Annotated in this window: 13 protein-coding genes; 3 read left to right on the top strand and 10 right to left on the bottom strand. The window is 59.3% G+C overall.

What is annotated here, in order from left to right; all coding sequences use genetic code 11:
• Positions 1–9 precede the first annotated feature (9 nt).
• Positions 10–2,790 carry a hypothetical protein gene (locus KSX58_RS00185; RefSeq protein WP_038444188.1) on the top strand — a complete coding sequence of 927 codons (2,781 nt, stop codon included), beginning with the start codon at positions 10–12 and terminating at the stop codon, positions 2,788–2,790.
• Positions 2,791–2,883: 93 nt separating this feature from the next.
• On the opposite strand, the gene KSX58_RS00190 is transcribed toward KSX58_RS00185, so the two are convergent.
• The 4 genes from KSX58_RS00190 to KSX58_RS00205 all read right to left on the bottom strand — a co-directional run bounded on the left by KSX58_RS00190 (position 2,884) and on the right by KSX58_RS00205 (position 13,065).
• Complete coding sequence (locus KSX58_RS00190) at positions 2,884–4,209, bottom strand: MFS transporter (RefSeq protein WP_038444186.1); 1,326 nt, start codon at positions 4,207–4,209, stop codon at positions 2,884–2,886.
• Between the two features lie 271 nt (positions 4,210–4,480).
• The gene (locus KSX58_RS00195) at positions 4,481–7,363 is read right to left on the bottom strand and encodes a hypothetical protein (RefSeq protein WP_229089155.1); all 2,883 of its coding nucleotides are present in this window, start codon (positions 7,361–7,363) and stop codon (positions 4,481–4,483) included.
• Positions 7,364–7,586: 223 nt separating this feature from the next.
• Entirely contained in the window at positions 7,587–9,413 is a 1,827-nt protein-coding gene (locus KSX58_RS00200; RefSeq protein WP_217752017.1) for a SpaA isopeptide-forming pilin-related protein, read from the bottom strand.
• A gap of 64 nt (positions 9,414–9,477) precedes the next feature.
• Positions 9,478–13,065 (bottom strand): SpaA isopeptide-forming pilin-related protein, encoded by a 3,588-nt coding sequence (locus tag KSX58_RS00205; RefSeq protein ID WP_038444182.1) that lies wholly within the window; start codon positions 13,063–13,065, stop codon positions 9,478–9,480.
• A 406-nt stretch (positions 13,066–13,471) separates the two neighbouring features.
• On the opposite strand from KSX58_RS00205, the gene KSX58_RS00210 reads away from it, so the two are divergent.
• Positions 13,472–14,374, top strand: coding sequence for a class C sortase (locus KSX58_RS00210; protein ID WP_143240625.1), 903 nt, complete (start codon positions 13,472–13,474; stop codon positions 14,372–14,374).
• Positions 14,375–14,603: 229 nt separating this feature from the next.
• On the opposite strand, the gene KSX58_RS00215 is transcribed toward KSX58_RS00210, so the two are convergent.
• The 4 genes from KSX58_RS00215 to KSX58_RS00230 form a co-directional block, all read right to left on the bottom strand.
• On the bottom strand, positions 14,604–16,586 hold the full coding sequence (locus KSX58_RS00215) for a glycoside hydrolase family 127 protein (protein WP_038444180.1): 1,983 nt from the start codon (positions 16,584–16,586) through the stop codon (positions 14,604–14,606).
• A 49-nt stretch (positions 16,587–16,635) separates the two neighbouring features.
• On the bottom strand, positions 16,636–17,484 hold the full coding sequence (locus KSX58_RS00220; RefSeq protein WP_038444178.1) for a carbohydrate ABC transporter permease: 849 nt from the start codon (positions 17,482–17,484) through the stop codon (positions 16,636–16,638).
• 12 nt (positions 17,485–17,496) lie between these two features.
• Positions 17,497–18,402 (bottom strand): carbohydrate ABC transporter permease, encoded by a 906-nt coding sequence (locus KSX58_RS00225; protein ID WP_038444177.1) that lies wholly within the window; start codon positions 18,400–18,402, stop codon positions 17,497–17,499.
• Between the two features lie 151 nt (positions 18,403–18,553).
• The gene (locus tag KSX58_RS00230; protein ID WP_046999155.1) at positions 18,554–19,807 is read right to left on the bottom strand and encodes an ABC transporter substrate-binding protein; all 1,254 of its coding nucleotides are present in this window, start codon (positions 19,805–19,807) and stop codon (positions 18,554–18,556) included.
• A 144-nt stretch (positions 19,808–19,951) separates the two neighbouring features.
• Between KSX58_RS00230 and KSX58_RS00235 the strand changes: the two genes are divergently transcribed.
• Positions 19,952–20,953 (top strand): LacI family DNA-binding transcriptional regulator, encoded by a 1,002-nt coding sequence (locus KSX58_RS00235; protein ID WP_038444175.1) that lies wholly within the window; start codon positions 19,952–19,954, stop codon positions 20,951–20,953.
• Between the two features lie 103 nt (positions 20,954–21,056).
• Here KSX58_RS00235 and KSX58_RS00240 read toward each other — a convergent pair whose 3' ends face one another.
• Complete coding sequence (locus KSX58_RS00240; RefSeq protein ID WP_229089157.1) at positions 21,057–23,180, bottom strand: alpha-galactosidase; 2,124 nt, start codon at positions 23,178–23,180, stop codon at positions 21,057–21,059.
• A gap of 236 nt (positions 23,181–23,416) precedes the next feature.
• Positions 23,417–24,649, bottom strand: a complete 1,233-nt coding sequence (locus tag KSX58_RS00245; protein WP_038444171.1) for an ROK family transcriptional regulator — start codon at positions 24,647–24,649, stop codon at positions 23,417–23,419.
• Positions 24,650–24,806 lie beyond the last annotated feature (157 nt).

Genomic DNA, 24,806 nt, shown 5'->3' on the forward strand with positions numbered 1-24,806 from the left:
GAGAAATAGATGAGAAACAAGGCAATCGCATGCCTTGGCGCAATCGTCGCTTGCGCAACGGCTCTCGCCGGAATCCCGGCCACCGCCATGGCGGACGACTCCGCCGGCCTGACTCCCCAATACACCTACAATTCCCAGAACGATAACGGCATGACCTTCGAAAAGGTCAGCCACGCCGATCAGGGCCTGAGCCAGGCCGATGGCGTGGTCGATTACACCGGCGACGGCACCATCGCCCCCTATACCGCCGGCCTGAGCACCACCGGCAACGGCGACCGCGGCCAGTCCTACAGCTATGCGGCAGCATCCTCCGGCGACTGGGTCTACATCGGCACCATGTACGGCGGCCTCGGCGTGCAGGCCATTCTGAACCGCGATATGACAAGCCTCGGCCTGACCTCCAAGCAGGCCACCGCACTCATCCAGACCATGTACGCGGGCAACATGTACCTTGGCGAACCCGACGGCAAGAGCGCCGGCGGCATGCTGTTCAAGTTCAATGTGAAGACCGGCAAGACCAAGATCCTCATGTCCAAGAGCACCGGCATCGACGGAGGCAAGGGCGTGATCCCGACCTTCCGCAGCGCCTTCAAGATGAACGGCAAGCTGTACTTCGAGGGCATGGTCATGGACACCAACAACAAGGATCTCACCCAGCAGGAGATCCAGACCGCCATGGCCTATCAAAACGGATTCCCGTGCATCTACGAAGTCGACCCGGCCAACAACGACAAGCTCACCAAGGTGTATGACAGCGTCGACGTGGATGGCTTCCGTTCCCTGGTCAAGGGCAACGTGTTCACCTCCACCCGTGCCATCGGCTCCTTCGGCAATACGCTGATCGCCGGCGACCTCAAGCCGACCGCGGACGGCAAGGGCAAGGCGCTGCTTGTGGCATCCAAGACCCCGTCCGATCCGAACTCCTACAAAGTGATCGCCGACATGGCGAGCTTCGACAACCTGCCCGCCATCCACCGACAGGATGTCAACGGCGGCGGCGGTATCTATCAGGTGCAGGAGTTCAACGGCAAGCTGTACGTCGTGGTCTGCACCGGCGACACCAGCACCCTGAACGAAGAGACCGGAACCATGCGCTCCTTCGCCATTTACGTGGGCGAGAACAAGGGCGATTCCACCAACAAGGCCGATTGGACCTGGCGTCCGCTCGTAGGCGACACCGCCAAGGGCGCCAAGTACTACTACGGTCTTGACAAAAGCCGTGTGAGCGCCGGCGCCTGCACCCTGCAGGTCTACGGCGACCACTTGTACATCGGCGACTACAACGACGTGTCCAGCGCACTGCAGGGCTTCGTCACCAAAAGCAACTTCGTAACCCAAGCCACCAACCTCGAACAGTCCGTCAACCTATACCGCATGGACAAGAACGAGAACGTCGAGATGCTCGTGGGCGACAAGAACGACACCTTCCCGAAGGGCGGTTCCACCGGTCTGGGCAGCGGCTACGACAACCACATGAACCAATACACCTGGCAGACCACCGTTCACGAGGGCAAGATGTACCTGTCCACCATGAACACCACCACCTTGCTGGAACCGATCGCACAGTTCACCAACGGTGACATTCTCAACATGAACGAGAAGGATTGGAACAACACCGTCCACTACCTGCGCGTGTTCCTGCGCCTGCTGTGGGGCATGGGCCCGACCGACCCGGCTTCCGCCATCGCCACGCAGAGCAACGATCAGAACGCCAAGGTGACCACCCAGACCATGCCGTCCACCGACAATCCGGAGGCGCTGGTCGACTGGGCCCGCATCCAGGCCGGCAAGGACGCCTCCGCCGCGCAGCCGCAGACCACCGACGCCAAGTCCGTCTCGTCCGCCAAGCCGATCAGCCTGACCGCCGCCCAGACCAAGGAACTGGTCGACGGCATCAAGGACGGCAGCATCGTTCCGGGCAGCCTGGCAGCCTCCGGCTCCTCCGATGAGGCCTCGCAGCTCTTCGACATCAACAACGAGCTGGACAACCTCGGCTCCCAGCTGTCCGACAAGGGCTCCGCCGATTTCGCCAACAACTACGGCGAAGTCACGGACGCGTTCTTCAGCATCGCCGACATCATTCCCGACAAGTTCAAGGGCCTGTACGAGATGCTGGTCAAGCTGACCAGCAAGGCCAACCTCAAGGCCTACGCCAAGTCCCTGCCGTACCTGGCCAAGTCCAAGCGCGGCTTCAACCTGTTCGAGATCACCGACCGTTCCGCCGCGAATGAGGGCGTGACCGTCGGCACCGTTACCGACAACGGCTTCGGCGACCCGTTCAACCACGGTCTGCGCATCTTCTGCGACACCGACGACTACATGGTGGTCGGCACCGCGAACCCGTTCTACGGTACCCAGCTGTGGCGCGTGCGCAATACGCAGTACGCCGTGAACGTCTCCGCGACCGAGGGCGGCTCCGCCGCCGCGGACGTCGAGCGCGCGGCGAAGGGCAGCAAGGTCACGCTGACGGCGACCGCGGACCAGGGCTACCACTTCAAGGAATGGAAGGTGCTCAAGGGCGATGTCACCATTGAGAACAACGCCTTCACCATGCCTGACGGCAGCGTCTCCGTCCAGGCCGTATTCGAAAAGGATGCCACCGAACCCGTGACCCCGAGCCAGCCGACGAAGCCCGCCGATTCCAAGAACGACACCAAGACCGACGGCAGTGGCGCGACGAACGGTTCCGAAACCGCCGACACCGGCGCGCCGATCACCGTCATCGCAATCGCGGGCGCAGCGGCACTGCTGCTTGGCGCTGCGATCATGCTGAGGAAGAAGCAGGCGTGACGTTTAGTGCGATTCCTCACCTTACGAAATCACACTAAACAGAACAAGCCGGCTCCCCACGGGGAACCGGCCTTCCTTATGCCATGTGGACGATCACTTCACGCTCTTGATCCACAGGATCAGCGAGACGCCGGCCAACGCGCACAACGCGGAAACGATGAACGCGGTGTAGTAGGATCCGGTCACTGCGACGAGCATGGCGGTGGTGGCCGGAGCCAGCACCTGCCCGCAAGTGTTGGCGAGGTTGCCAAAGCCGATATACTTGCCGCCGGTGCGGTTGTGCTGCGCCTCCTCAGGAATCACATCGACGTTCAGAGCGCCGTCGACGGCGATGTACACGCCGTAGCCGAGGCCCGCGAACGCGGCGTACAGCAACACACCGTTGACGCTGCGGAACATCACCGGGCACAGCGTGCCGATGATGAACAGTACGCAGGCGATTGCGATCGGCGTCTTACGTGCCTTGATCTTGTCGGACAGCGGGCCGGAGACGGCCAGACCGATCAGGGACACGACGAAGGTGACGGCGGACAGCGTACCCATTGCCTTGGCGGCTTCCTGAACGGTCAGACCAACATAGTTTTCGAAGATGTACAGCGTGTACTGGGAGATCATGGCGTAGCTGGCCATCATGAGCAGACGGCCGCCGCAGGCCTTGTAGAAGTCATGCGCGCCCTTGAGCTTCGGCGGCAGCAGGTTCTCCAACGCTTCCTTGGCGGCCTCGGCACCACTCTTGCCGTCGCCGTCGTCCTTGGAGCTGCGTTCACGCGGCAGGATCAGCAGCGGAATAATACCGGAGGCGGCGATCATCAGGGCGCCGACGACGAAGCCCATGTTCTGATACGGCTGGCCCAGGAACAGAGAGCTCAGGAACTGGCCCACCGGAGTGCCCAGCGCGGTCGCGCCCAGGCCGGCGGACAGTGTGCCGCGCACGGACTTCGGCACGCGATCGGCGAGGATGGCGAACATCGGCGTCTGGATAGCGCCCTGGCCCAGGTTGTTCAGCATGTAGCTGGCGGTCAGGCTTGGAACGTCGCCGAAGGTGCCCAGCAGATACAGGCCGATGCCGGCCACGATGGAACCAGCGAAGATCCAAGGCGTACGCTTGCCGAAGCGGGAACGCGTGTGATCGGAGAATGCGCCCCAGATGTAGCCGGAGAGCAGACCGACGATTGCGGTCAGCGAGGTGATGGTGCCGAGTGCGGTGGTGGCTTCGGTTTCGCTGTAGCCGATGTCCCTCAGGTGCTGCGGCATCAAGGTGTTGCCGTTCAGTACGAATGCAGCGCAGTTAAGGATGGCGAAGATGACGAAGGCCACAAGATACCGGGCTGTGGTGGCCTTGGAAAACGGCTCCCCTGTTTCCGGGGATAGCGTATCTGGATCTACGTACGAGGCGGCGCTGCTTTGGGCAGTCTGCATATTTCACTCCTGTGTTGTATTTTGCCGATGACCGCACACCGCAGCTGTGCGTAACGGAACTCGGCGTTTTTCCATATACAACATTTCACTGTAAGTTGGTTGACACAGGAATGCGGGACATGTCCAAGCTGACGGAAACGTTTCCGTCAACGTTTGCCTCGAATACAGGAGCGGGGCCGATTCCCGAAGAACCAGCCCCGCCTATGAGGGAGTCTCATCAACCGCCTATGCCACGCCCGTTGCTTCGACTCCCCTACCGCACGGAAAACGGTCAGTTCGCCTGCTGCACCGCGATCCACGACAACGTCGGGTTCACGCCGCTGGTGCGGGTGACCGTGTACGTCACCGTCGTCTGCTTGCTCAGCGTGAAGGCAACCTCGCCGGTCACCGGATCGGCGTCCGTTGCGGAAACCGTTACCGGATTGCCGGATTGCGAACCACCCGTCCAGGAGACCTTCTGGCTGTACACGCCCGCCTTGCCGATGCCGCCAAGGCCGGCGGTGAGCTTGTACGTGCCAGCAGGCAGCGTGAACCGGTAGCCCATCGACTTTCCGGTGGCGTTGAGCACGGTGTTGTCCGCCTTGCCGGTAAGCGTACCCACCTTCACCGCGGTGGACGCACCCCACTTGCCATTGGTCTGCTGATCCGGCTTGGTGTTGAGCAGCGCGGATTTCGCCTGCTGCGCGGCACGTACCGCGGCATCGTACGCGGCCGACGTGGTCGGATTGGTTCCACGCGCGCCGGCGTCCACGTAGTACAGATAGGATTCCGTGGAATCGTCCGCATATTCGACGCCGTCAGTGGTGGGCGCCACCTGGATGTAGTCGAAGTTCGGCGCCCAGCCGCTGGCCTTGCCGCTTTCCGATGCTGTGCCCGTGTTCGCGTTGCCGAAGCGGATGGTGTTCTCGCCCTTCTTGAGGTTCACACGAACCGAAGTGGTCCAGAAGTTGCTCCAGCCACGGGTGTTGGCGAATACCAGATGCTTCGAGGTCTCGCCGTTCACGGACATATCCGCCCACCGGTTCACGATTTGCCATTTATTGCTTGCCGTGTATTCCCACTGGGCGTAGCCGATGGTCAGCGTGTAATTACCGTCCTCCGGAACGGTCACCTTGTTGAACTGCAGCCAGTTGTTTGCGCCGTTGCCGACATTGCCGACAATGTTGCCGTTCGAGGCCTTGCTATCGGCACTGACCCTGGAGCTGCCGTTGAGCGTGTTGTTCGTTTTGTCCTCGGCTTCGTAACGGGTCACGGAGGAGTCGTCCGCGGAGGAAGTGCTCAACGAATCGATGAGCACGCCCTGGGTGCCGTAGCCTTCCACCTTGATCTGGTTGAGTCCCAGCGGCATGTAGACGCGAACCTTGGCGGTCTGCCAGGTGTTGGCATCCTTGGTTTCCGGCAGCTCAAGCGTCAGTTCCTGCGAATCGTTCCTGGCGGAGCTCTCGTTCGGATTGACCTTCAGCGTGACGGTGCGCTTCGCGTTCTGGCCATCGGCCTTCGGGGCGCTGTAACGGAGCGTCACCTCGTTGTAGCCGTCCTTCGTGGAGGTTACGAAGAAATCGCTGGAGGCGGTGCCGTCCGTGCCGGAGACATAGCCGGTGCCAGAGTATCCGGCGGCATTGCCGTAGTTCACCGTGCCGGTGCCGCTACGACGGGCGTATTCGGCTTCGACGGTGTCCTTGGAGACCTTGCCTTGGGAGGTCGCCGGCGTGACGATGGCATAGTAGGCGCTGTCGCCCTTGAGGTTGGTGAGCGGCAGGCTGGCCTGGCCATCGGTAATGGTCAGGTCCTGATCGGCCACCACGTAAGGGCCGTCGGAAGCGGCCGGAACACTGGTCGCGACATTGTTCAGGTCGGCCGGGGCGGTGGCGTCGGTCGCATAGACCGTCACATGCGCGCCGTTCGGATACTTGTCGGACAAAGCGCTCAGGTTCACCGTCGTGGAGTACGTGGAATCATTGGCGCCGCCAAGCAGAATCTGGGTCTGGTTGCTGCTCTTGTCATAGGAGGCGAGCACCTGCGGTTTGCCGTTTTCCTTGGCGAGATCGACCTTGAGCAGATCGCCCTTCATCAGACCGTACCAGTAGTACAGCCAGTAGGAGCCGGTCACCTGGTTGTTCTTGGTGACCAGCCAGTCGAGATCGCCGGCCGGGTACCAGTACGGCAGAGCGCCCTGGGCGCCGGTCTTCTCGAAGCGGGTGACGTACTGCAGCAGACGGCCCGGCTTGACCTGTTCGATGGCCTTACCGTTCTGGTCTTTCCACGCGTATTCGTTGATGCTGACCTTGATGGTCTGGCCCTTCTGCAACGCAGTGCCTGCTGGCGGGGTGTAATCGGAGAGCACTTCCTTCTCAATGGCCTTCCACTGCTGGAAGTGGTTCAGATAGCTGCCGAATCCGTCCGCGAGTTCGTGCCACGTGACCACATCGGGCACGGTGCCGCTTCCCTTGGCGTGCTGGATGAACTTCTTGTAGAAGGAGTTGTCGTAGTGGTCGAAGTTCACTCCGCCGATACGAGCCTTCGGGTACACCGAGCGGATGGCCTCCACGGCCTTGTCCCAATCCTCGAAGAACGTCTTCTGCACGCTCTCCTTGCTGGCCAGATTCCAGTAGTTCGCATCATTGATGTTCGGCTCGTTGAACGGAATCCAGACGACATCGTCCTTGTACTGGGGGAACTTGGTGTTGAACTCCTCGACCATGGCCTTGAGCTTCGGCACGTAATCGCCGTCCATGCCACCGTCGCCATAGGCCACATACGGGAAGTTCTTGTAGGCTTCCTTCATGTAGACCTGGATCTCGCCGCCACCATTGCGCTTCCACTGGTCGGTGGTGTTCAGCACGTCGCCGTTCGGATGCTGCACGCCGCTGGGGGACTTGCCGACGTGCACGCTGTTCTCGGTCAGGCTCAAACCGTTGAGCGTGGTGTCGCTGGAGATGCCGTCATCGGTGAGGCCGTACAGGAAGCCTGTCGAGCCATGGGTGATCTGGCAATCGGTGTTGTTGGTGTTCTGCGTGCAGCCGGTCTGGTCAAGATGTACCGTGACCGAGGCGTTGTCAATGGCCGCGGAAGCCGTCGACACACCACCGGTGACAGCCAGCGCGGCCATTGTGGCCGTTGCCAGCGCCGCCGCCAATGGTTTGCGTATCTTCATTGCTACTCCTTTTATTTCTTTTTTGGGACGCGGACGTCGGTGTCCCAAGCAATTCGTGGGGTGGTCCGGCATCGTATTTCACGATGTGTCCTCATCTTCGAGAGATTGGCGGGTTCCGGACGAAGGAAAGTGGGAGGAAGTGCCTCCCACGGAAGGTGGGAGGCACGGATTATTTCAGCCGGTCATTGCAATGATGGAACGGCTTGGTGGTTGGTTGAACCGCTCAGACGAGTGCTGCGCGGTTTCCGTTGCGGTTCTTCATGTGGACGGTCACGCCGGCGCCGACGAGCAGCAGGCCGACGATGGTGAACAGGGCGATGCCCGCGCCACCGGTGAGCGGCAGCTGGCTGATGCTCTTGTAGTTCTTCACCTTGTAACCGGTGATTTCATCCGTACCATCGGCAGAGCCCTTGTCGTTGTTGCCGTTGACGAGATCGGTCTCGTCGAAGTGCACGGCCTTGCCGTTCTTGATGGTCACCTTGAACGTGACCTTCGCGGAGGAAAGATAACCGGTCGGGGCCTGGGTCTCCTCGACGGTGTAGGTGCCGTCGGCGAGACCGGTGTAGGTGAACTTCGCGGTCTCCTCGCCGTTCTCGTCTACATCGCCGCCGCGAGCGGAGGCATCAGCGGTGTCGACGGTCTTCCACACGCCGTTCTCCCACTTGAGGTACTTGTTGTCGGAGTTCTTGATGGCGAACTTGGCACCGGTCAGATCGTTGCCGGCCGCGTCGGTCTTCGTGAAGGAGAAGCCGCCGTAGGTGATCTTGGTGGAGTCTTCGGCCTTCGCGTTCTGCGAATTGACCTCGACCTTGTTCGGCACCTTGCCATTCTGAGCATTAGCGGTGATCGTCGCATTGTACTTGACCACGACGTTCTTACCTGCGTAATCACTGGTCTGGTAGTCGTCGGAACTGACGAACTTGGACAGGTCGATCACGAACTGGCTGGTGTTGTTTCCAGTGAAGTGGGCACCCTCATAGTTTGCGAGGCCTGTGCCGTTCCCATCCGTAAACGTGAAGCCCTTGCCGGTGGTGTCGTTCGTGCTCACACGAGGCAGGCGCACATCACCATCATCAAACTGGCCGTTCTCGTTCATATCGATGAACACGGTGAACGTGCTGTTGCCGTACGAGTTGGTGTTGCCGGTATACATATCAATCTCCTGACCGACGCCCGGGGTGTCGGTGAGCTTGAACGTGTACGGGTTCGAGGCACTGAAACCGGTGGTGGTGGGCAGCAGGGCCGAGAACTGGTAGTGCACCGTATCGCCGATGGACGCGCTGATCTGTTCCTCGCCGTTCACGGTCTTGCTCACCGTGGTGGTCTGGTTCTTGACGGCCACCGTGCCCATGTACGTGGCCGGCCACTGGGCGGTTTCGTCGCCGTTCTCGTCCACGAACCTGTTGCTGGCACCCATGATGTCGGTGCCGACGAGCATCGGGATGGCGTTCACGTCCTGCCCCTTGGCGGTCTCCTCGGCATCGGTGGTGTCGAAGATCAGGTACAGGCCCGCCGTCTCCATGTTCAGGGTAGCGGAGTACCCATTCTCGTCAGATTCAGTGATTTCGCCCAACGTCACAGCGGTCGCGGCGTTCTTCAGTGTGTCGTCATTGGTCAGGTCGTTGACGAACGTGCGCACGGAACCGGTCCACGGCTTGGAGGACGTGCTGTTGTCCTGACCAGCATTCTGGTCGTCATCCGTCAGCGCGCCCATGGTAGACGCGCCGCTGATGTAGGCGACCGGGTCGATGCCCTCGGGCAGAGCCTCGTCACCGTTCGACGCCGTGGCCGCTGCAACGATCTTGTTGTACACACTCTCGTTGTCCTTGACCGTGGTCACGGACACGTAGCCGTCCGTGTCGGACGCATAGTCCGCGAGCCTGATCGCGGAGAACGTGTGGCCCTCCAGCTGCGATTTGTCCGAGGCGGTCAGCGTGATGGCGGTGCCGAATGTGGCCTCGTCGGCCGACGCGGCGCTGGCTCCTATTGCCAGACCGCCCACGGCGATCGCTGCCGCGGCGATAGTGGAAAAGACCTTCTTCAATGACATGGTCTCTCTACCTTTCTTTTCTTGTTGTTACTTCTTCGAGGGGTAAGAATCGTCGGTCGATTGCTCACGAGGCGAGACGACTATCGGATCCGCCGCCGGCCATGCGCCTGTACAGGGCATTGCCCAACAGCGCGAGCAGGCAGATGGCCAATCCGCCCAGCAGCCATGCGCGATCGGTCCGGCCGCCGGTGAGCGGCAACTGGGCCGCCACGGGCACGTTGGCGATGGCGTTGGAACGCTGTCCCTGGCCGTCGTCGGTCCTGGCGGGGGTCAGCAGGGCCGAAGCGCTCGACCCGTCGCCGGTGGACGGGTGCAGGGCGATGGCCGTATCGCCGGCGTGTTCCGCATCGATGGTGAACTCGTACCATGTGGTCTTCTTGTCGGGGAGCACGAATCCAGACGGGGCCTTGGTCTCGATCAGACGGTAGGTTCCCCAGCCGAGTCCCGACAGCTTGAACGCTCCACTGTCGGCATCCGCGTCGGCTCCCCGGCATCCTTGTGCGGCGCAATCGGTGATGGTGGTGGGCAATGCCGTGCCGGAAGGCTGCTGCCATTTGACGGAGCCGGCCGCAACCGCGTTGTACGACAACGCGATCCAGTCGTCACCGTTCTTGATTTGCAGTTGCCATTCGGAGCCGGAAAGCTTCTTGTCCGCGTCCTCGGCGCTCACCTTGTTCCATACCACGGAACCGGTCTTACGGTCGTTGCCGACGACGTTGGTCTTACTGGCAGCGTCGAATTTGGAAGTGCTGCCGTCCTTCAACAGTACCACGTACACGCCGTCGATCAAGGTGACGTTGTTGGTGTCAGGGGTGGCTGTCTGGCTGGTCGAGTCGGGGATGACGAAGTCGTACGTCCTGGCTTTCACCTCATCCGTATCGACATAACCCGTCGGCACGGTGGTCTCCTTGAGCTGGTATTCACCCGCGGTCAGACCGTCCAAACGGAATCCACCTGCCGTAGCGTCTTTATCCGTGGAAGTCGCGCAATCGCCGGACGTGCAGTCCTTGACCTCCTTGTATCCATCGACGGCCGTGTAGGCATCGCCGCTCTTCTTCAGCAACTGCCAGACGGATCCGTCGATTTTGCTCTTCGATTGCAAATCGACCTTGTTCCATGCGATGGAAGTCGGTATCGCGTCATCGCCGATCTGCGGAACACCCGTCGACGACTTCGACAGGTCTTTTCCATCGACCTGAATATTAGGGAATCCTTTGACCGTGTCGCCGGTGGTGAACGTATAGGTTTTCGTCGATATGTAATAGCCTTTTGGCGCTTCGGTCTCCGTCAGCGTGAACGTGCCGCCTGCAAGATTGGAGAGGTTGAATTCACCGTCGGCAGAGTTCTCGTCGTAACCGCTATTATCCTTGATAGTCAGCGTCCAAGTCGGATCGGGGTCGTTGCTATCAGACAACGCCCAGCACGAAGTTTTATCACGGTTACAGTTCGCCGTGTTGATGGCCTCGGAGAAATACGGAGTCGGTTTGCCGTTTGAGGTCATGTACGCATTCTGGCCTTGCGCACTGTTGGTGGAAATCTGCGACTGCTTGATGATCAGTGTCCACTCGGATCCCGCCAATGCCTGAGGATCGCTTGAATCGCCTGACTTAGTGCTCTGGCTGCTCTGGAGATCCTGCGTGCTCACCTTGCGCCAAGCGGCGTTGTAGGGTGAAGCGAACACGACGGCGCCGTTGGAGCCGAAAGCGCCACCTGCGTTATCCGAATGGTTGCCCGTGAACACCACGGCTGCCTTCTGCTCGTAGCTCTGTGCCGTGGCGGTATCCATAGTCGCCTTCAACGTGACACCGACGCTTTGCACGCAGTCTGCCGTATTGCCAGAGCATTGGACTACACCATTTGCGTCCTTGATGCCGGAAGTGTTCTTGGAACTGATGATGCCAGACGAGTATTCCTCGGTGCCACTGGCATAGCGGGTGGAATTCGATGCCACCGACAGTCCTTTGTTGTCATGGTCAGCATCATTGAGAAGGCTGTCGATACTCAAGCCGTCCGTGTATTTGGTGAGCGTGCCATCCTGGTACCAGTGCACTACCTGCGTGTTTTCGTCGTTGCCCCAGCCGGTGCTCGACAGTTCGTACGAGTTGCTGATACCCGGTTTGGTCGGGGACATGATGGCGAAATCATCACCGGCCGCGCCACTGATGGGAGCCTTCCTCGAATCAAGGGAAGCTAGCGTGCCATTCGCATACCTATCGTCTTCGAGATTCGCCGTATTGTTGACCGCGATCACGGAGTTTCCCTTGGAGGAGATGCCTTGGCCGGACGGGCACAGCCACAGGCCGCCGCCGAAGTGTCCGGTCGTGTTGTTGCTCATGAAGGATTGCGCCATATAGGTGACGGTGTCCTCTTCGGTATATACGGCTCCGCCGAGTCGTGCCGCCTTGTTGTCGGTGAACGAGATTTCACCCTGCTGACCTTGCAGAATCATCGTGCTGTTCCAGCCGAGGAAGACCGCGCCGCCATCGCCATACTGGCCGCCGCCCAAATCGAAGGTGTTCTTCGCCTCATTACCGGTGAAGGTGGCCTTGATGATGGTCAGTGTGCTCTTGGTCTGGTTCTTGCTGGAGCCGTCCACCGTCAAACCGGACATGAAGATCGCGCCGCCACCGAAATGCCAGCCCCCTACCGGATCATGCGAATTATTGGAGAACGTCGCGCCGCCAATGGTCAGGCTTCCCTTGACCCAGATTGCGCCGCCACCGCCCAGACGTCCGCCCGTTATCGCCTTGTTGTTGGTGAACTGCGCGCCGTTGCTGATCGACATCGTGGCATCAAACGCGTAGATCGCGCCGCCACCGATGCTGTATGTGCCTGTCTTGCAGGTGGCCGTGTTGTTGGAGAACATCACGTTGGCACCGGTAACGGCCAACGTGCCATTGTTAGCGTAGATTGCGCCGCCACCACCGGTATGGTTGCCATTGCCGGTCGCAGAGTTGCTGGTGAAAGTACCGCCATTGATGGTCGTCGTGGTGTTGTTGGCGTAGATTGCGCCGCCATTGCCATTGGAGGTGGAGTTGCCGGTGAAAGTACCGCCATTGATGGTCAACGTGCCGCCATTGGCGTAAATCAAACCACCGTTGCCGGTCGCCGAATTGTTACTGAAGGTGCCGCCATTGATAGTGAGCGAGCACCCCTTGCCGACATAGGCCATGGTGAAGCTGTCATGGTATGTGAAATCACCGGAGATAGCCAACGAGGACTCATTGTCCTTCAAGGAGAACAACGTATATGTAGAAACGCTGCCTTCCGCGCGACGCAGCGAGGCATTGCTTCCGTCCGGCACACTGATTCTGACATCCGCCTTGTCAGGAATCGTGATGTAGCTCTTATCGAAAGACGTCGGCGCCTCATAGTCGCCGCTCAGTTCGACGACCGTCGTCACGCTGGGCAAAGCCTGTCCTATAGCATCGCGCAGCGTCTCAAAATTGCCGTCACTGACAATAACATGCCGTTCGACGGCCTTAGCCGTCTGCGCCGGAATCGAGTCATCCGCATATGCCGAGGCGGAAGATGCCACACCTCCAGGAAGGGCTGCCGTGATGCTCACGACCGCCAGCCCACACAGCGCGACGCAGCCGACAAGGGTCCTTATGCGTCTTGCCAAACGTTGCATCGGTTTCTGAGTCTGCATATCGGCTCTTTCGTTCCTGATTACGATCCCATCAATCTTTGACCGGATCTGTTCCCTGACAGCAGCAATGCCGTGGTTAAAAAACATTTCCTACATAGGACTCTAATTCAGAACAAAAGTTCTTCCTCTGTTTTTTTTAGACCGGAAATGTTTCCTTCTTACATATCATAAGGGGGAATTTTTTCATCTTTAGTATTATCGGTGTACATATGTGGAACCCATTGGGAATCAATGCATGATTCTGCAGTGGCTCCCAATCGTCCAGACGTTCCACAGGGTGAATCAGACAACAATCGCCGATAGCAGAAAGGCCATAGCCGTGCGTTCGTTTCATAGACGAGCTTCAGCGCCGCCCTCTTTCGACGCGGCGATAGATCTGCACAGCATCACAACGGCATACCACGCCATGCAATGCCGTCGAGCCATGCTCAAAATAGTGACGACGGCATTGCTCGTCGCGGGAATCGGCATTGCCGGTTTTCCCATCGCCCTGCAATGGGAAAACGGCAGACAACTTGCAAACACGACCAGCACCGTCGCTGAGCATGTGGCGGGATGGCCCTATCCCGACGCGGAAAACGAGTTCAAACAAGCCAAGGAGTACAATGCGAGGCTCGCATCCTCGGGACAATCGGTATTAGGAGAGGCCAAAGACCCCTTTGCCTCCCTGCAAAGTGGCGCAACAAGCCAGAAAGAAGATTCCGCGGCAACCAATGATGCGGAATACCAGTCCCTGCTTGACGCAGGCAATGGTGTGATGGGCGCCATCAGAATTCCAAGAATCTCCGTGAATCTACCCATCTATCATGGAACGTCAGAAGAGTCGCTTGCTTCCGGCTCAGGGCATTTGTACGGAACCTCGCTGCCGGTGGGAGGAAAATCGACTCATTCCGTCATCACCGGGCACCGTGGTCTTGTGACAGCCTTGATGTTCACACGTCTTGACGAGATGAAAAAGGGCGATTTCTTCTACATCGAGATCATGAACGAGACGCTCGGCTATGAGGTGGACAACATCAGCGTGATCGATCCAAGCGACGTTAGCAAACTGAAGATCCGCAAAGGAGAGGATCGCGTCACATTGATGACCTGCACACCGTATGGCATCAACACGCAGCGTCTGCTGGTCTCGGGGCATCGTGTGAGCATTCCCGAGCCGGCTCCTGATCCAAGTGACTTGCATGATGCGCGCAATGCGGCCATCATGGCGGCTGGAGCCACGCTATTGTGCGGATGCACTCCCATCGCTGTGAGCCGGAAAGCTTGGGAAATGGCGTTGGCACGTCACTCGTCCGGGAATAGGAGATGATGCCTGCCTGTCAAGAATGCAGGAAGGCATCATCGATGATGATTCAGGCGCCGTCGATGATGCACAATAGGACAGTACGCAACGGAGCCGTAACTCAATCTCGTAACTCAAGCGGGAACGGTAGGACCGCAACGCAGTGGGGCCGGTTCTTTTCGGTTTGTTCCGAAAAGAACCGGCCCCACTGCGTTAGGTTATTGTCTATGACATTGCCACAGACAACGACGATGTGCTACTTGGTTTCGCGAATCCAGACCTGCATCTGGCCTTCCTCGCGGTTGCACCAGGCGTAGTACGGAATCATGGTGAGGGTTTCCTCGCGCTCGGCGAGTGGCTCGGCCACGTTCTGGTACTGGTCGTCGCTCGGGGATTCGAGACGGCTGCCCTTGACCTTGAGCACTTCGACGCCTTCCAGTAAATCAGGCTCATAGGCTTCAGACACCTCGGCGTCGGCGCTCATGCCGTCCAGCCACAGCGGGCCTTCGTTGTCGACCTGTTCCATGCAGAACACGATCGGGCCACGGGCCACAGCCAGCTTGCCGATGTCGGCACGCACGCGCAGGGAAGCGCGCACGCGACGCACGGACATGTCGAGCACCAGATGGATTTCAGTCTCGGCGGCGGAAGCGTCCACCGTCACGAAACCGTCGGCCACCGGAAGATCGGCCGGCTTACCGTTGACTTCCAGCGTGTAGTCCTTGGACCACTGCGGGATGCGCACGGCAACCTTCTTATTCAGGCCGTTCGGGTTGGACACATGGAAGGTGATGTCGCCGCTCCAGGGGTATTCGTCGCCGGTCTGGGTCTGTTCGATGGTGAAGTCATCCTCGAACTCCGTCTTGTTGGCTACGAACTGGTGCGCATACACCGTCTTGCCATCGTCGGAAACCGTGTACAGATACTGATCGAGGGAAGCGATCAGACGACCCAGGTTGGCCGGGCAGCAGGCGCAGTCAAACCATCCGGCACGGCGGGTGAGAATGTGATGCTTGGTCGGGTTGCCCTTCGAAGCCTCGGGATCCGCTTCCAGCGGGTTGACGTAGAAGTAGCGGGTTCCGTCCAGCTGTTCGCCGGAGAGCACGCCGTTGAAGAGCTCCTGTTCCATCACGTCGGCCACGGAGCCGCGCGGCTTGGTCTCCATCAGGGACTTGCCGTAGAACATCATGGCGACGGAAGCACAGGTCTCGCCGTACACCAGATCGTTCGGCAGATCGTCGTCGAAGCTGAAGGATTCGCCGACCTGGCAGGAACCGACCGCACCGGTGATGTACATGCGATGCTTGACGATGTTGTCCCACAGGCGCTCGGCGGTATCGAGCATCTTCTGGTCGCCCAGCAGACGACCGACCTTGGAAACCGCGACGGCCAAGTACAGCAGGCGAACGGCATGGCCTTCGGCCTTCTGCTTGTCAAGGATCGGCTCGTCCTGCACGAAGTAGTTCAGCGGCATGTGCAGATCGGTGTAGAACTGCGGGCCGCCAGCCTTGTCCTGCTCGTCGAAGAACTCCGGGTCGGTGCCGCGCACGCGGATGAACCATGCGGCCAGATCGAGCCAACGACGCTCGCCGGTGGCCTCATACAGGCGAGCCAGGGCCAATTCGATTTCCGGATGTCCGTCGGGGCCATGCACCTGGCCTTCACCGTCACCGAAGTTGCGGTCGATGCAGTTCGCGACGCGCTCGGCGATGTCCAGGGCACGCTTGGAGCCGGTGACCTCGTAGTGGGCGACGGCCGCTTCGATGAAATGACCCATTGTGTAGAGTTCGTGGCTCCAACGCAGTCCCTTGAACCGCTTTTCGGCAGGAAGATCCAGCTCGAACTTGGTGTCGAGGTAGCCGTCCTTGTCCTGGGCGCCTTCGAACAGATCGATGGCCTCGTTCACATGGGCTTCGAGTTCGTCGACATCGATGCCCTCGTGCCTGCGGCGCAGCGCGTAGCTGGCGGCCTCAAGCCACTTCGACACGTCGGTGTCCTGGAACGGCTGTCCGGAGAACTTGCCTTCCTCGCGACCTGCGGCGATGCGCAGATTGCGCAGCGAGTGGCTGAACTGGCTGCCGTTCTCGCCCCAGGCGGCGCCTTCCGGCACGTCCACGGGGACCTCGTCGTTCAGTGCACGCCACTGGTAGGGCAGCGCGTTGGTTACGGTCATATTGAGATATCGTGTCCAGAAACGCGACGTAATAGTCACGTTCGGATTCTGGGCCTGATTAGTCATTTCAATTCCTTTGTTTTGTATTGGAAACCTATGCGACTCGGAAGAAAAATCAGTCCTTCATACCGCTGGTCTTGATGCCCTCGGTGATGTACTTCGAGCAGCAGATGTACAGCAGTGCAGGAGGAATGATCATCAGCATGGAGAAGGCCATCTGCAGGTTCCACATGGTCTTGGAAGCACCGGCGGAAGTCTCCACGAAGGAAGTGAGGACACCAAGGGTCAATGGCTTGAGCTCTTCGGAATTGATGTAGACCAGCGGGGAGAACAGTTCGTTCCACCAGAAGCTGGCGGACATGATGCCGACGGTGATGAAAATCGGCTTGCCCAGCGGCACGATGACTTTCCAGAACGCCTGCCAACGATTGCAACCATCCAACATTGCGGCTTCGTCAATCGAGTCGGGAATCGAAACGAAGAACTGACGGAACAGGAACACGTTGTATGGCTGTGCGAAGAAGCTCGGCAGGATCAGAGGCCAGAACGAGTCAAGCATGCCGAAGTTGCGGAACAGCAGGTACTGCGGAATGACAAGTGCCGCAGACGGCACCATCATGGTCGCCAGAATGATGGCGAACACCGTGCCGCGTCCCTTGAAGTTCATACGAGCCAGCGGATAAGCAACGATGGAGCTGGTCAACAGCGTGCCTACCGTGTTGAGCACCACCAAAACCAGAGTGTTTCGCAAGTACAGCAGGGTATTGGGGTTCTGAAGCACCTTGACATAGTTACCCCATTGCGGATCCTTGGGGAAGAATTCCGGAGGCCATGCCGAAATGCCGGTGATGGTTTTCAACGAATTGACGAAAATCCAGTAGATCGGGAAGAACATGAACAACGCCATGAGAATCATCACGACATACTGCAGGACTTTCACGTACTTTGGAGTATGCAGTTCCATTTCTTCTCTCCTTTACTTTCGATCCATAAGCTTGAATTGCAGGGCGCTGATCACACCGACGATAATGAACAGAATTACCGAGAGCGCCGAGGCTTGTCCCATGTTGAAGCTCTTGAACGCCTTGTCATAGATCAGCAGACCAATGACCTTGGTAGCGTTGCCCGGACCGCCGCCAGTCAGCGGGTACAGCAGGGAGAAAGCGCTGTTGAAAGAGTTGACGGTGCAGGAAACGACGTTGAACAGCATCATCGGAGCAATGCCTGGAATGGTGACGTGGATGAAACGCTTCCACGCGCCGGCTCCATCGAGAGCCGCGGCTTCGTACAGTTCCTGAGGCACATCCTTGAGTGCTGCGGAGAAGACGAGCATCTGCTGGCCGGTCTGGAATGTGAATACCGAGGCGACGGCGACGAGTACCCACACGAAGGTCTGGCTACCGGACCAGTTCGGTGGATTCTGCACGCCCATCGATTTGAGCACGTAATTGACGATGCCCAGCTGCGGGTTGAACATCAGGACCAGGCAGCCAGCCATGACAACGGACGGCATGATGGTCGGCACATAGTAGAAGAACTGGAATAGTCCCTTGAAACGGACTTTGAAATTAAGCAGGATGGCCAGCAGCAGGGAGAAAAGGATGGACACCGCTACGTTGATGACGGTGAAGATCGCGGTGGCCAGCAGGGTCTGTCCGAGCTCGCCATTGCCAGAGAACATCTCTTTGTAGTTCTGCAGGCCTACGAACTGCGGGTCTCCCATAAGATTCCATTTGGTGAGGCTCAGATAGAAGCTGAACACCAGCGGAAATGCGCTGAAAACAAGGAATCCGATAATCCAGGGGCTCAGGAAACCCCATGCGGCTCCCGCATCCGAGCGCATTTTGCTCGTGGACTTCGCGGTTTTCTTGGAGATTGACATTTGAATGCCCCTCTGTGGTTAGGAAATAGTTGATGGTTGGTGCATGTTGCACAGGAAAGGAATCAGCGGCCCCCACCACTGGAAGTCATGAGAGCCGCCGATTGAGGAGGAAGGAGAAGGTTATTTGAATTGTTGCCAGAGATTCACTGGGTCACTGTGCGTCGGTGATTTCCTTGTTCGCCTTGTCAACCTGCGTGCCAGTCACTTCGTTCAGAGTGGTCTGCCCGAGCACGTATGCGTTGAACTGATCGTACAGGTTGAACGTCGGGGTGGAGGACACCAAGGTGTAGCCGAGCTTGGCTTCCTTGGCGGAAGCTTCCAGGCTGTCCCAGTTGCTCGGACCATTCTTGCCCTGCACCTTGTAGTAGCCGTCGGCCATCATGGACTGGAAGGCCGGGGTATTGCCCAGGCTCTGGGACATGGACTTCTGGCCTTCCTTGCTCATCAGGAACTTGACGAGCTTCTCAGCGGCCGCGCTGTGCTTGGTCTTAGCGTTGATGGTCCAGAAAGAGGTGTGCAGGGAGTTGTACTTCTTGGCACCCGGAGCGGTCGGAATCGTGGCGATGTCCCACTTGAAGTCAACGTCCTTGTAGGAGCTGACCAGCCAGGTTCCACCCATGGTCATGGCTGCCTTGCCTGCTGCGAACATATCGGAGACCTTGGAGCCGGAAGCCGGCTGCGGCTGCCACTTGTTGTCCACAAGGTTCTTCTGGAACTCAAGGGCTTTCTTCAGACCGTTGCCGAAGGAGAGCTTGCCGTTGTCGACTACCTTATCTCCAGCCGCGCCGATCAGGGAGTACCACACGCCATTGAAGGTCGGGGAATCAGAGCCGTACTGGGAGCCATCGGCCTTGGTCAGCTTCTCTGCTGCGGCAGTGTAATCGTCCCAAGTCCAGTCATCGGTCGGATAGCTGACGCCTGCGGCATCAAACATATCCTTGTTGTAGTACATGATTTCAGTGGCGAAGCCCTGCGGGAAACCGTAGTAACCATCCACCTGGTTGGCAATGTCGGTAACCGCCGGCTGGAAATCACTCTTGTCGATGCCAAGGTCGTTGAGCTTGTCATCCAGCTTCATAAGTACACCGTTCTTGGCGAAGCGGACATAATCCGCTTCCTGCACCAGCATGACGTCCGGAGCGTCACCGCCGACGATCATCTGGTTGAGCTTGGTGTTGTAGTCATCACCAGGAACACGAACCTGCTTGACCTTGATGTCTGGGTTGGCCTTGATGAAGTCCTTGATGGGCTGCATCTCATCATCCCAGTAGGAGACGGTCAGCGTGTTATCGGAACTGCTCGAGGAGCTGTTCGAGGAGCCGCAGGCCGCGGTACCCGCCAACGTGGCGACGGCGGCGATGCCTGCCACCAAGCGAAGGGCGTTGCGCTTCATGTTGATGTTCATGTTGTTTCCTTTCTTCCAGCAACCACTCTCGACTTTGAAACTCAGCTTTGAGATTGTGGTTTCGCTGTTGCTTCAACGATAAGAACGCACACCATTCCATGTGTAAAATTTGCATGATACGGAAACGTTTCCTATGATTGCGGCATGACTCATCGTGTGACATTGGACGACATCGCGGTTGCGGCGAACGTGTCGAAGGCCACTGTTTCAAAAGCGTTGAACGATACTGGCCAACTGGCCGCGCATACCAGACGTCTGGTTCTCAAAACCGCCGAAGATCTGGGATACCGGAAACCCATCAGCGCTTCGGCGATGCAACGCAAGACCGGACTTATCGGATTAGTGTCGGCTGACCTGGAAGGGCGGTTTTCCACGCCGGCGCTGATCGGCGCGGAAAACACCTTGGGCACTACGAACCACGCCGTGCTGCTCACCAATTCACGAGGGGATCCGAAACTGGAACGCGCGCATATCGACCAGCTGGCAGCCCGAGGCATTGACGGACTCTTGGTATTGGGCGGCGAGACCGATCTCCGCCCGCCGATCAAACCCAATACCGCACTAGGCGTTCCCATCGTCTACGCCTATGCCCCATCAACCGACCCCAACGACTGCTCGGTGACCTGCGACAACGTCAGCGCTGGGGCGATGGCCATCAACCATCTGCTCAGCCATGGGCGCCGCCACATCGTCATCATTTCCGGACCTGAGCACTACCAAGCCACCAAAGACCGTCTTGCCGGAGCCCGGCGAGCGGCAGAACAGGCCGGCATACGACTTGCCGCGCCGGTCCGGTACGGCAGTTGGCGCGAGGCTTGGGGTCGCACGGCGACCAGACTGCTGCTGGAAGACGACGTGCATGTCGACGGCATCTACTGCCTGAACGACATGTTGGCCCGCGGCGCTATCGAAACCCTGCATGATTGGGATCTGCGCGTACCGGAGGACGTCGAGGTCATCGGACACGACAACTGGGCGGTCACCGCCACCGAATGCCGCGTACCGATCACCTCGTTCGACAATAACCTACAGGAAATCGGCAGACGTGCCGCACGCCAACTGCTTGACGCCATCAAAGGCAACCCCCATCATGGCACGACATATATCGGATGCTCCCTAGTGACCAGAAAATCGACATCCGCCTAGACCATATAGACCCATATATGACGATATCGCCCGCATACACGTTGTGCATGCGGGCGATATCGTCAAGGAAGGAAAGGGAAAAGAAAAAGAAAGAACGAGATAATCAGTTGAAGTTTACTTCGAATGTACGCGAAATATAACCTCCTTCAGCTGGTACCGTCACCGCAAGTTCGCCGGACGCCTTGTCCCAGCGAACCGGCCACTGCTCGTAGCCTTCGACCGGGTACACCGCGGCGGCTTCGCCGTCACGCCCCTGCCAACGGTCGAGATGCAACCGCAGCTCACCGCCTTCGCTGTCACGGCTCCACACCGTAATCAGTGCGCGATCGCCGGCGTCCAGGCCAAGAGCAAGCGTCTTGTCCGTCCAACCAGGCAGACCCATCGGCCAGAACGGCTTGGACTTGCCGATCACCGGCTGCACATGCTTCTTGTACGCGTCCACGCCCTCCTGCACCCATGCGAGCTGGGATGCGTTCATGCGGTTCAGATAGCCGGACAGGAAGAAGCGACCAAGGAACGTGGTGTTGATGTTGAACGCGGTCTCCTCGGCACCCATGTCGGACTGCGGGTAGGCCCAGCTGGCTGCCTGCTCCGGCAGCACCATCATCGGCGCGGCCGCGGCGATGACCGGGTACAGGCGGAAATCCTGCTGGTCGGACGTGGACTGCACCTGGAAACGGGACGTCTGCGCAAAATCCTCGCGCATGCCGCCGGAAGAGCAGTTCTCAAGGATCACATCGGGGTAGCGCTCGCGCAGCCCATCGATCCAATCGCTGTAGGCACGGTTATGGCCGAGCAAGCCCGCACCGGGAGCATCGGCGTCATAATCGGTGCCGGCACCAGGGGAAACGTTGTAGTCGAACTTGAAGTAGCCGATGCCGTATTCGCTCACCAGACGGTCGATCACCGAATCAAGGTGCTTGCGCGCCGCCGGATCGCGCAGGTCGAGCAGATAACGTTCCTGCTCCACCACGCGCTTGCCATGCCGCTGGAAGAACGCGGAATCCGGCAATTTCTCAGCCATCGGGGACTTCACGCCGATGACCTCCGGCTCGATCCAGATGCCCGGGATCATGCCGGCATCCTTGATGGCGTCGATGACCTCGACAATGCCCTTCTTGCCCGGGAACCGGGTCTTGGACGGCATCCATTCGCCAACGGACGGCCACCAGTTGCCGGTGTCGTCGTACCAGCCGCAGTCGATGACGAAGATTCCGATGCCGGTCTTGCCGGCGGCCTCGATAAGCGGAAGCTCCTTCTCGGTGGTCGGATCGCCATAGATGGTGTTCATGTAATCGTTGAACACCACGCTCGGTTCCGCGTTGTCACGGTGCGGCGAGCGCACTTCGCGACGGTAGTCGGTGACGTTGGCGACAACCCCATCAAAGTCGTGGGCGACAGTGAAGGACGCCGGCACTGTGGTGAAGGCTTCGCCAAGATGGAGTTCCTCGCTCCAGGAGTGGTTCTCGTTGGTCGGGCCGGACAGCGCCACGCAGCCGTCCGAGGTGTTGTCCTGTACATCCCAGCGCCATGCGCCGTTATGTTCGATCTGAAACAGCCATGCCAGCTGCTGCTTCTCGGATTCGAGGATGGCCAGCGGAACGTTGGTGCCCGTGGACCACGTGCCGGTGGACACTACCTGGTGGCTCTGGCGCGGGTCGACTTCGGTGAGCTCCTGGCCGATGGCCGGAATCAGATCGCGCACCGGCTTGCGGTGCCAGCGGCCTTCGGCCAGCCAGTCGAAACGGCCTTCGAGCAAATCCCAATCGCCCAGATCGGGTTCGGCGCTTTCCGCAGCATCCGCAGGCAGGCCGAATGTGCTGCTCCAGCTCGTGACGGAATCCAGCAGCACGGGTTCGAGGCCCATGTTGGTGACCGTCACATCGGTCTGCACCATCGGAGCCCGGTCATCGACGCTGTAGCGGACCGTCACCTCCAGATCGCGGTCCTCGTCTTCCAGCACGATCTTCAGCTCGTTGCGATGCCCGATGACATCGGTCTGGTGGCGGCTGTAGCGCAGTTCGCGGCCGATAACCGTGTGGGTGAGTTTGTTGCAGGAAATCATATGACCCGTATCGGTGGTCATGACTTCGGCAAGAGGCGTCTGATACGGGAAGCGAACGGCGGTGTCGCCTATGCTCAGGCTGGCCATGGTAACCGGCTGGTCGTCATCGTATGCGAAGACCATGGACACAGGACCCGCATTCCACGTGAAGTTCTGGGACATCGTTATCTCCATCAATCAACTGGTTCAAGCCCGCGCCTTTAAGGCTCCGGGACTCATTGTCTTCATAGACAGACTATGCGAACAATGCCGTGTCCAGTCCACCGAAAAGCACAGACGGAAACGTTTCCTTGGTCTATCGCTGCTCGCGGCACTGTCTGCATAAGACAAAGACAGGCACCGCCACATCGACGATCTATGTCCAATGAATTCGCGCCAAACCAGCCGATGTGGATATCTCACGCTTTGTCGGCGATGAATCCCAGCGGATTGTCGATGAAGCGACGCAGGCCCACCTCCGCGGCTCCATACAGCGCCGGATGGTCGGCGACCGGCGGCATGGACACGCTCACCTGCATATCGGAAACGCCCAGCACCTGTTCCTTGAGGCGGGATTCAAGCATCTCATAGAACGACTGGCCGAAATTAATCCACCAGCCGCCCAGCAGCACGGTGTCGACGTCGACCAGATTCACTGCCGAGCCGATGGCCGAGGTCAGCGCGTCGACGGCGCGATCGACCGCCTCCACGGTCTGCCTGTCACCGGTATGCCAGGCGTCCAGCATCCTGTCCAGAGCCTGGGACGTGGACGCCTCGTCGCCGCCGACCACACCGGAGGCCTCCACCAGCGAGCGCCGGCCGGCGTATGCCTCAAGGCACCCCTTGCGGCCGCATCTGCACAACGGTCCGTCCAAGGCAACCGACACGTGACCGATTTCGCCGGCAAACCCATGCGAACCGGCCACGACCTCGCCGTCACGCACGATGGCTCCGCCGATGCCGATATCGCAGGACAGGTAAATGAAGGAGTCGGTGCAGTCGACGGCATCCAGGAAATCCGCACGAGCGCACGCATAACCGGGAATCTGCGCGATGGCGGCCATCTTCGCCTCGTTGCCGGGACGCACATCGTAGCGCCGCATGACATCGAACCGGGACAGGTCGATGTTCTCCCAGCCGAGATTGCGGGCCGTGAGCAATTGCCGTTCGGACGTGACCAGGCCAGGCAGCGCGCAAGCCACGCCGGCGACGATGCATCCTTCGCCCTCCAGACGATCCTCCATCGCCCCGACCATGGCATCGAGCCTGCCGAACACGCCCTCCGGGTCAACCCCGCCCATATCGGCGTCGACCCATTCGTATCCCAAGGTGTCGCGGTTGATGTCCAATGCGACGCAGCCGTATCCGTCGGTGTTGACCTGCATACCGATGCCGCACACCTTGCCGCCGCCCAACGCCAGCGGCGTCGACGGACGCCCGTAGCTGGACGAGTTCTGCGGCTCTCCCTCCTTGACGATTCCCGCGTCAATCAGCAGCGACACCAGCAACGACATCGTCGCCTTAGTCAACCCGGTTTCCTTGGCGAGATTGGCCCGGCTCATCGGCGTGGAGGCGCGCAAAAGCGTGTCGATCACCACCGAAAGATTGTGATTGCGCAGATCGTCCTGATTGATCCTGCGAAGAGATGCCATAGCCGTTCCCGTCCCTGCCCTGTTTGCCGTGTTGCCGCATCAGTATGAATTCCCCGAACCGATGTTCCGGAGCCTTTCCTGGTGCTACACTACTATAGTATAGTTTATTCATCTAACTATTAACCGTGCGCCACCGGCGAACGGCACATGCAAGGAG

Source organism: Bifidobacterium sp. MSK.17.10, assembly GCF_019129655.1.
Lineage (GTDB): Bacteria > Actinomycetota > Actinomycetes > Actinomycetales > Bifidobacteriaceae > Bifidobacterium > Bifidobacterium adolescentis.